General features: G+C 50.0%; 7 protein-coding genes. 3 read left to right on the top strand and 4 right to left on the bottom strand.

The window, feature by feature from the left end:
• Nucleotides 1–123 precede the first annotated feature (123 nt).
• Nucleotides 124–960, bottom strand: coding sequence for a universal stress protein (locus ABD852_RS03765; protein ID WP_345026681.1), 837 nt, complete (start codon nucleotides 958–960; stop codon nucleotides 124–126).
• 360 nt (nucleotides 961–1,320) lie between these two features.
• Here ABD852_RS03765 and ABD852_RS03760 point away from each other — a divergent pair, with 360 nt between their 5' ends.
• On the top strand, nucleotides 1,321–1,875 hold the full coding sequence (locus tag ABD852_RS03760) for a YqgE/AlgH family protein (protein WP_345026680.1): 555 nt from the start codon (nucleotides 1,321–1,323) through the stop codon (nucleotides 1,873–1,875).
• A 74-nt stretch (nucleotides 1,876–1,949) separates the two neighbouring features.
• Nucleotides 1,950–2,726: an SDR family NAD(P)-dependent oxidoreductase gene (locus ABD852_RS03755; protein ID WP_345026679.1), complete on the top strand. Its 777-nt coding sequence runs from the start codon at nucleotides 1,950–1,952 to the stop codon at nucleotides 2,724–2,726.
• Between the two features lie 59 nt (nucleotides 2,727–2,785).
• On the opposite strand, the gene ABD852_RS03750 is transcribed toward ABD852_RS03755, so the two are convergent.
• The 3 genes from ABD852_RS03750 to fbp all read right to left on the bottom strand — a co-directional run bounded on the left by ABD852_RS03750 (nucleotide 2,786) and on the right by fbp (nucleotide 7,554).
• Nucleotides 2,786–4,798 carry a CHU_0125 family OmpA-like outer membrane integrity protein gene (locus ABD852_RS03750; protein WP_345026678.1) on the bottom strand — a complete coding sequence of 671 codons (2,013 nt, stop codon included), beginning with the start codon at nucleotides 4,796–4,798 and terminating at the stop codon, nucleotides 2,786–2,788.
• Between the two features lie 178 nt (nucleotides 4,799–4,976).
• Entirely contained in the window at nucleotides 4,977–6,425 is a 1,449-nt protein-coding gene (locus ABD852_RS03745) for an NADP-dependent isocitrate dehydrogenase (RefSeq protein WP_345026677.1), read from the bottom strand.
• 100 nt (nucleotides 6,426–6,525) lie between these two features.
• Entirely contained in the window at nucleotides 6,526–7,554 is a 1,029-nt protein-coding gene (fbp, locus tag ABD852_RS03740) for a class 1 fructose-bisphosphatase (RefSeq protein ID WP_345026676.1), read from the bottom strand.
• Between the two features lie 470 nt (nucleotides 7,555–8,024).
• On the opposite strand from fbp, the gene ABD852_RS03735 reads away from it, so the two are divergent.
• Nucleotides 8,025–9,074, top strand: a complete 1,050-nt coding sequence (locus ABD852_RS03735) for an aminoglycoside phosphotransferase/kinase family protein (protein WP_345026683.1) — start codon at nucleotides 8,025–8,027, stop codon at nucleotides 9,072–9,074.
• Nucleotides 9,075–9,078: the final 4 nt, after the last annotated feature.

Genomic DNA, 9,078 nt, shown 5'->3' with positions numbered 1-9,078 from the left:
TGCGTGCATTCAGATGTCACCAGATCCAGGAGTAAGCGAAGCTTATGATACGTCGGGATGACCGTCCGGCCGGAGATCCCGCCACTGCGGTAGGGATGACCCGCCGGTCTGGATGCCCCTTCACTACGCTTCGCCTATGTTCTCCAAATGATAAATCAGCAATGGAACCGATGTATTCACAATCAGTTTGGAAGTAACACTCGGATCTATAAAAAGCCTTTCAAGAAACCCTCTGCTACGGCTGGCAACCACCAGTAAATCGGCCTTCACTTCTTCTGCATAGGCAACAATTCCGCCGGGCACGGACCCAGCCTCGCTGATTTCGAAATCTTCGTCGCGTAACCCCAGGCTCCCGGTTATTTCTTTAATAAACTGGCGGTCGTCCTGGATATTGGGCTGAGTGAGCGCGCTTGCCTTGAAAAAGCTAAGCCTGCCTCCGAGCTGCCGCGACAGTTCCATTACCTTCCCGATGGTAGAACGCTCCTCGTATTCCAGCTGTGTCGCGTAAACAATTTCCTTGAACTGAACGGGATCGGATTGGGGCGGCACCACCAGCACCGGCACGTTGGAAACCTTTACAATGTCGGTAACCGAAGTACCGAATAGCTTATCAACAAAGCTACCTCGCCCGGTGCGCCCCACGATTACCATTTCAGGCTTTAACTCTGCTATGCGGTCCTTCACTACTTCGGCTACGCCGCCAACGGCCCATACCGCTTCCGCCGCAATCCCTTCCTTTTGCAAATCGTCCACGTACTTCCGCAAGTCGGCTTTAAATGCATCCTCCAAATCGGCCGCAGCATTGATACTTTCACCACCCAGCGTTCCTTCGGAGAAAAAAGGCTGGAAGGCATGCAAAACAAACAACCTGGCCCCGAGCGCTTTTGCAAGAGTCGCGGCGGCCTTCAAGGCCCGCAGGGCGTTGGGAGAGAAATCTACAGGAACCAAAAAATTTTTCATATCTGTCAGGTAGTTAGATGGTCACTAAATAGTTACCGGCAAGATGCGACAACCCGGAACAAACGTATATGATCCTTGTCATCTATTTCACTTACTCCTGTTAATAAAACGTTAAGCTTTCCTGCCAATTGCCATGCACAATTTTAAAAACTTCGGTAGATTAGCAGACAAGCTGATTGGAAATCGGAAATCAGAAATCAGAAATCAGAAATCGGAAATCAGAAATCGGAAATCGGAATTTGGAAATTGGAAATTGGAAGTGAATCGGGAATCAGAGACTGGAAGCAAGAAAACCTGAGCGGCGCAGCCGATTTCTGATCTCCGATTTCCGATTTCCACCTCCGCCATCCTAAAATACTCATGAAAGAATCGACAAAAAAAGGGGTATTCCTCATTGCTGAGCCATTTTTGAGCGATCCCAACTTTGAGAGAAGTGTCATCTTCCTTTGTGAACACTCGGAAAACGGCTCCCTGGGGTTTGTCGTCAATCACGAAACCAATCTTTTTCTCGGCGACGTCCTGGAGGAAAACATTTACGAGGACATCCCCCTCTTTCTTGGCGGTCCGGTAGAAAAAAACACCCTCCATTTCCTGCACTGCCGCCCGGACCTGATACCCGAAAGTATTGAAGTTGCAAACGGGATTTTCTGGGGCGGCGACTTTGAGACTGTGAAAACACAACTGAATGCTTTCCAGCTTAAACCTGAAGAAATCCGCTTTTTTGTGGGCTATTCAGGGTGGTCCGGCGGTCAGCTTTCTGACGAAATGCAACAAAAAACCTGGATCGTAACACCGGCGGACCGTGAGTTTCTTTTCGCTACCCACCCCAGGAATTTCTGGCGGGAGGTGCTCAAGCGCATGGGAGGAGAATACCGCTCCATAGCGCACTATCCCATTGATCCGAATCTCAACTGAATTACTGGCAAATTCAGCCTATATTGCGATCCTAAACCAAACCGGTGCTAAAATAAGCGCTCAAATCCCGTATCATGTCTATCAGTTATAACCCATTTCCTGGCCGCTTCCGCGATCAGACAGTTCTCATTTCAGGCGGGGCCGACGGGCTCGGAAAAGCTATCGCCCAACGGCTCGGAAAAGAGGGAGCCCGCCTCGCGCTCCTGGATCTTAATGAAAGCGTACTTCAAAAAACAGTGGCTGAATTGCGGAATGAAAATATCACCGCAACCGGAATAGTTGCGGACGTCTCTAATGAAGCCGATGTGGCCAACGTCTTCGAAAAAACCATCTCTTTGTACGGAAAACTGGACGTTATGGTGCATTCCGCCGGGGTCGTCGGCGCAACCAATACAAAAATCACCGATTTCTCCCTCTCCGATTTCGAAAAAGTAGTTCGGGTCAATCTTATCGGCAGCTTCCTTCTTACCAAATACGCGGTAAAAGCGATGGAGCCAAACGGCTATGGCCGCATTCTTTTGATTGCGTCAATAGCCGGGAAAGAAGGCAACCCGGGAATGGTCGGATACTCCGCCAGCAAGTCCGGGGTAATCGGGTTGGTGAAAGGGGTTGCAAAGGAATATGCCACTGCAGGTATTACCGTTAACGGGCTGGCCCCGGCTGTAATCAAAACGGCTATGAATGCAGATACCGCCCCGGAACAGCTCGCTTATATGACGGCAAAAATCCCGATGGGGCGCCTGGGAACAATCGATGAGGTTGCTGCTATGTCAGCCTTTATCGTCTCGGAGGAAAATAGCTTTTCAACCGGGTTCATCTACGATATTTCCGGCGGCAGGGCTACCTATTGAGCGTAGCCCGAGATTTGATTTCTTTCCCGCATGGATCTGCGGGAAAGAAATCAAAGCACTCAGTAGCTAAGAATCGTAAACTCGGTCCGGCGGTTTTGCTGGTGCTCTTCCTCTGTTTTTGCGTTCTGAATAATCAGGTTACGCTCACCATATCCTTTTGCCTCCATCCGCTCGGCATCGATTCCCTTCAGCGTCAGGTAATTCACCACTGACTCAGCCCGTTTTTGTGACAATGTCATGTTGTAAGCATCAGACCCCCGGGTATCGGTGTGCGAGCTCAGTTCTATCACCATCGTCGGGTTATCTTTCAGAAGCTGCACCAACTTATCCAGTTCAGGCGCGGCATCCGCCCGGATATCAAATTTATCCAGGTCGTAATAAATGTTTTCCAGCGTGAACGTTTTGTTCAATTCCAGCCGGTCCAGTTTGATGGTTACCCGGTAAGTCGTATCCGTGTGGAGCTTATCCAGGAAGATAAAAGGTATGGTCTTTCCTTCCATGGTAAAAGGCAAGCGCTTGCTGATGAACCCGCGGCGCCCGGCCAGAAGATCATACGATTTACCTTCTTCCAGTTGATAAGTTCCGAAATCGCCCTTGGTATCGGTGGCCAACCTCGCCAGTTCTATTTCCGAAGTATCGCCCTCCGCCATGATTTTCACAAATGCAGAATCGAGGGGAACCGTAGCGTCGGGAACATTTTCCAACACGGTACCTGCCAGGAAGTAACTGATTGTTTTGGGCTTGCCGTCCACAAAACGTGGATCCTCCGGTTTGTGCGTTGTATCAGGCTGGTCCACATTGGTTTCCGGCACATGGAAATAATAGAGATCGTCATCACCTTTGCCTCCCTCCCGGTTACTGGAGAAAAATCCGCTTTCGTCGTCCAGATAGACCAGGGCGAAATCATCCTGCGGACTGTTAAACGGTATTCCCATATTTTCAACCGAGATAACTCCCTGTGAACGGCTGGCAACGAAAAGATCCAATTTCCCTAGACCGGGATGTCCGTCGGAGGCAAAATACAACTTGTTTTCAGGAGAAACGTAAGGAAACATCTCGTCACCGGCGGTGTTGATCGCCGCTCCCATATTCACCGGCCTGCTAAAACGGCCGGAGGCATCCATATTGGTACTGTAAAGATCAATTCCGCCAAATCCTCCCTTCCGGTTGGATGCAAAATACAACGTTTTCCCGTCGCGGGAGAAGGCAGGTGAGCCATCCCAGGCGAGGGAATCATTAACCGGAATATAGCGCGGCTCCGTCCATTTCCCATTTACATTCCTGGAAAGGTACAGTTTCACGTCGGTCGTTCCTTTCTTTTTGCCGGTATTTCCCCGCGCAAAAACAAGCGTCTTCCCGTCGGGGGAGAAGGCAGGAGAGCCTTCATTTGCCTCCGTGTCGTAGATAGCGTCACTGAACAAAGCCGTATTACCAGCGGCCATACGCATAGGATCGCTGCTCAGCCCGGTTTTATAAATACCCAGCATCGGCTGGCCATTGTTTTTGTATGTTTTCTGCTTTTTTGAAGACGAGAAGATCAGCTCCTGGCCCAGAATGGCCGGCCCGAACTCAGAGCCGGCTGTATTGACCGGCAGATTGTCTACGGTAATCCCGGGATTCTGCCTGGCAATCCTGTCCATTATTTTCAGGATTTCCACTTCCCGCAGCGCCCGGTTTTTTAAGGCTTCGGGTGCATTGGCGGTAGTTGCCACCGCCGAAAAATAATTTTTCGCCTCGTCGTACTGACCGGTGGTTTTTAAGGCATAGGCGTATTGAAAACGTGCGTCCGCATTTTCAGGATCGTTTTCCAGCACCTTCTTAAAGTAGGGAATCGACTCACGGAAACGATTGGAAAGCCGGTACGATTCAGCAATGAACCGGTTGGCTTCCTTCGATTCGTAATTCGCTTCCGCAGCCTTTTGAAAGTCCTTAATGGCAAGGTCGTACTCGCCGTCTTTAAACTTACGGACACCGGAGTTGAATGTCTTTTTGGTCGAATTGCAGGACCAGAGAAAGAAACCCAACAGGAGTGCCCCCGAAATAGATAAGCGTATATAACTTCGTTTTTCCATACTGACCTACAGTCCTTTTTACTTCTTCACAGATTTTGAAGGATTCCTTTTGTACCCGAAAGGTTCACAAACATTAAACGATATCTACAAAAAAATAATACAAACCAGAGAAAATTCCGGCCGGACATTTGTCTACATTCGTCATTACGCAAAAAAACGCCGTTTGTGGCAGGTTCCGTCACACCTCCCCCTGGATAGCCGAATATCCCGGAACCCCGTTAAACGTATATAAATTCTCTGTTTTTACAACGTCGTACCCGGCTTGCAGCAGTCTCGCCTGCAGATCTACCACTTCCTTCCCGTTTGTCCCCCCGGTTGCCGACAGGAAACGGCAGCGCCAGTGATCGGTCACAAATGTTTCCGGGAAGGCACCCGGGTAAACCTTCGCGCCCCGGTTGGTGATAGCTGAAAGTACGAAATTACCGGCTGCCAACCCATTGACAGAGTCTCCGAGCGCTGTGGCATTGCCCTCCCAATCCAGGTACACATCCACACCTGCAAGCACCTTTGATTCCTTCCTTACAATCCTTTCTTCCCCTTTAATGGGTTCCGGTGCGCCGGCGTAGCTAACCGCTTTGAAATGCTCCGGGAGCATCCCCAGACGCGCCACTACCGCTTCAGAAAAAGCCCTGGTCCCTACCCTTTCCCTGCTCAGCCCCTCTTTGTAGATATCACCTGTGTGAATGCCGTCCTCGATGGTTTTCAGCCAGGCATTGTGAACCCGGGCCGCAGTTTCTCCCTGGCCGATATGAACCAGCATCATAATGGCCGCATTCAAAAGGCCCGACGGATTGGCAATTCCTTTCCCGGCTATATCGGGTGCTGATCCGTGTATCGCTTCAAACATCGCGCATTGCTCGCCGATATTGGCTGAACCGCCCATGCCGACCGATCCGGCCACCTGCGCAGCTATATCCGAGATAATGTCGCCGTAAAGGTTCAGCGTTACGATCACATCGAACCGCTCCGGCTGATCGGCAAGCAAAGCAGAGCCTATGTCGATAATCCAATGATCTTTTTCTATGTCCGGATATTCGGCGCCGATTTCATCAAAGACTTTATGAAACAGACCGTCGGTCATTTTCATGATGTTGTCTTTGGAGAAGCAGGTAACCTTTTTCCGGTTGTATGCACGCGCGTATGCAAATGCATACCGGATAATTTTCTCGCACCCCGGCCGCGATACGAGCTTCAGCGTTTCATACATGCTGTTGGTCTGGCGGTACTCGATGCCGGTATACAGGTCTTCCTCGTTCTCCCGGATGATCACCACGTCAAGACCGGGGTGCTGCGTTCGTACGAAAGGTGCAAAGGCGAGGTTGGGCCTTACATTCGCATAAAGTCCGAGCGCGGTCCTGGTGGTTACATTGAGGCTTTTATAACCGCCGCCCTGCGGGGTGGTGATGGGTGCTTTTAGAAACACCCTGGTGCTTCTCAATGTCGCCCAGGCGCTGTCGTGTATACCACCCGCTACACCGCTTTTGTACACCTTCTCGCCCACCTCTATCACTTCCGGCGCTATTTCCGCCCCTGCGGCTTCAAGAATAGCCAATGTGGCCTCCATAATTTCGGGTCCGATTCCGTCGCCGTAGGCAACGGTAACCGGGACTTTGTGAGTTGACGGCATCAGATCTGCTTATCGACTGTGTTTAGTTGCTTTCAGTCACAAAGATATTCTTATGATCCGTATTCGGGCCATGATTCGCATTTTTTTAGGAAGTGGCCTGCTACGCCTCCACACTGCCGGTTACTGACCGCTTCAGTGCGGCTACCACCTCTCCCACCATTTTGGAAGAACCCACAATGAACGGCGTACGCTGGTGGTAATTCTGCGGAACGATGTCCAGGATAGGCTGCTGTCCGTCCGAAGCGCTGCCCCCCATTTGTTCGGCCAGGAAAGCCAGCGGGTAACACTCGTACAGGAGTCGCAGCTTGCCGCAGGCTGCCTTTTCGGTAGCAGGATAGAGATAAATTCCTCCCTTCAGGCTGTTACGGTGAAAATCACCTACGAGGGAACCGATGTACCGCGCCGTCAATCCCCTCTTTCTGCTATTTACCAGATATGCCTGGATATTGGGGTCATACTGCTCAAAATAAGCATCGTTAATGGAGTAGATGCCACCATCTTCCGGACAGCGCAGATTCCGGTGCGAAAGAATATACTCGCCCAGCGAGTATTCATACGTGAAGGCATTTACCCCGCTGCCTGTCGAATAAACCAGCATGGTGGACGATCCGTAAAGGATATATCCGGCCGCAACCTGCTTCCTTCCGCCCTGCATAAAATCGCTCATATTGGCTTGCGTACCGATCGGCGTCACACGGCGGTAGATGGAGAATATAGTCCCGATCGATACGTTCACGTCTATATTCGAGGAACCGTCGAGCGGATCGATTGCCACGACATATTTTCCGTTATCGTTATTGGTATAGATAATCCCCTCGTCTTCTTCCGAAATAATGGCGCATACCTCGCCGCCTCTTTGCAAGGCCCTGAGAAAACGAATATTCGCGATCACATCCAGCTTTTGCTGGCATTCCCCCTGCACATTCGACTGCCCCATTGCCCCCGAAAGGTCTACAAGGCCCGCCCGGTTTACCTCCCGGTTGATGATCTTCCCCGCTAAAGCAATGTCGCGGAGCAGGTGAGACAGCTCCCCTGTGGCGTACGGAAATGCACTTTGCTCCTGATGAATGAAACGGTCTAGTGTGGTGCCGATTAGAACGGCAAGCTCCTGAACTGATTTTTTAGTCATGATCGTAGTAAAAGATGGGTGCCAAGACCAGGAATACCATTAAAAACAGCGTCCCGAAACCCGCGATTGCATCCGGGAGGAGCTGTAAACGAACGCCTGAAAATGAAATAGGATAAAAAAAAGGAATTAACGGTTATTTAAGAGTTTGTATCGCTTTTGTTGAATTATTATTGGTAAAGGTTAAATATGAGATATCATGCTACTCAATTACAGGTAAATGACGTACTGGATCCAGGCCCACCCTTAAAACCGGCGCTGTATTTTTAAAAGAATACGAGGCCGGACGGGCGTTTCGAAATCTCCGAAATTAATTGAACATTTCAAATAACACCCCCGCAACAATTTTATTAAACGCAAATTATCCGGGCCCGGATGTAGCGTATTTCCGGCCCAAAGCGTTTATTTCAATGCCGGAAAGGCGAATCGGGAACAGCCCGTCAAAGTCCGGCCCATTTTTCCAAGGTTTGAATATGCGTATTATCGACTATCCGGCTATTATTAAAGAAGCATGGCACCAGTACGACCCCAACCGGGAAGTACTCTCAATAGAGGACATCAGCGCGCGGGTTTCCACCAACCACGTCTTCAGGGTCAGGCTCGATTCTGAGGAAATGGTGATTGCCAAGCTCTCCTATTTTGGCGTCTATGAACACTTCAGAGAAGACCACCGGATCATTCACTCGCTGGCGAACAACCTCCTGTACCCCTACGAAAATGTATTGGCAAAGTCGCTGGTTAAAAACAACCAGGTCTATACCTATCGGCACAAACAGGGAATTACAGACACCTGGGTTGTGTTTTACAACCCGATCCGAAGCGCGCACCGTTTGCCACGCAGGCTAAATGAAGCGGAAATCCAGAAATTCGGAAAGGAGATGGCCGCCTTCCACAAAGCATGTCATCGCGTCGGAAAGGTACTTCCAAAGTCGTCGAAAACCGTTCGAACCGACATACAGGAACTGCAGAACATACTTCAAAGCGAAGCCGGGCAATTTGAATACCGGCTTCATATTGACGCCATCAAAAACCACTGCGACCAGTTTATCCGCAATATTGATGCACTGAAAATCAGCACCTTCGACCGGATGCCGGTCTTTGTCGACTGGAACATCGGCAATTTTTCCGTCGACGAGGACCTCTCCCTCTTTTCGAGATGGGATTATGACTGGTTCCGGATTTCCAACCGGATCATGGACTTCTACTTTTTCAGCCGTGTGGTTTCCGACGTCGGCGACCGTACCGTTTTCAGCTACGGCATCCGTACGCTGAACGAACCCCGCTTTCTGCTGTTCCTGAAAGCCTACCACGCAGTTTACCCGCTTACCGCAAACGAGGTGCGCTTTATGAAAGAAGCCTATCGCTTTTTTATTCTGAACTATGTAATCAAATACGGGCGCTATTTCTTCCACAGAACTTACGCCACAAAACTTCAGAAAGAAGCATACGAAATACATTTACCCTCCATAGAAGACGGGTTCGATCCCGACTTAATCCTCAGAGAATTAAGTATTACAGACTAGCAAT

It is taken from the genome of Ravibacter arvi (assembly GCF_039540405.1).
In the GTDB taxonomy this organism is placed as follows: domain Bacteria; phylum Bacteroidota; class Bacteroidia; order Cytophagales; family Spirosomataceae; genus Ravibacter; species Ravibacter arvi.
This window is presented reverse-complemented; position numbering and strand designations above follow the sequence as displayed.

Bases quoted from the DNA above. Each gene is read 5' to 3' on its own strand.
- ABD852_RS03765 (WP_345026681.1), bottom strand. From the start codon at position 960: ATGAAAAATTTTTTGGTTCCTGTAGATTTCTCTCCCAACGCCCTGCGG.
- ABD852_RS03760 (WP_345026680.1), top strand. From the start codon at position 1,321: ATGAAAGAATCGACAAAAAAAGGGGTATTCCTCATTGCTGAGCCATTT.
- ABD852_RS03755 (WP_345026679.1), top strand. From the start codon at position 1,950: ATGTCTATCAGTTATAACCCATTTCCTGGCCGCTTCCGCGATCAGACA.
- ABD852_RS03750 (WP_345026678.1), bottom strand. From the start codon at position 4,798: ATGGAAAAACGAAGTTATATACGCTTATCTATTTCGGGGGCACTCCTG.
- ABD852_RS03745 (WP_345026677.1), bottom strand. From the start codon at position 6,425: ATGCCGTCAACTCACAAAGTCCCGGTTACCGTTGCCTACGGCGACGGA.
- fbp (WP_345026676.1), bottom strand. From the start codon at position 7,554: ATGACTAAAAAATCAGTTCAGGAGCTTGCCGTTCTAATCGGCACCACA.
- ABD852_RS03735 (WP_345026683.1), top strand. From the start codon at position 8,025: ATGCGTATTATCGACTATCCGGCTATTATTAAAGAAGCATGGCACCAG.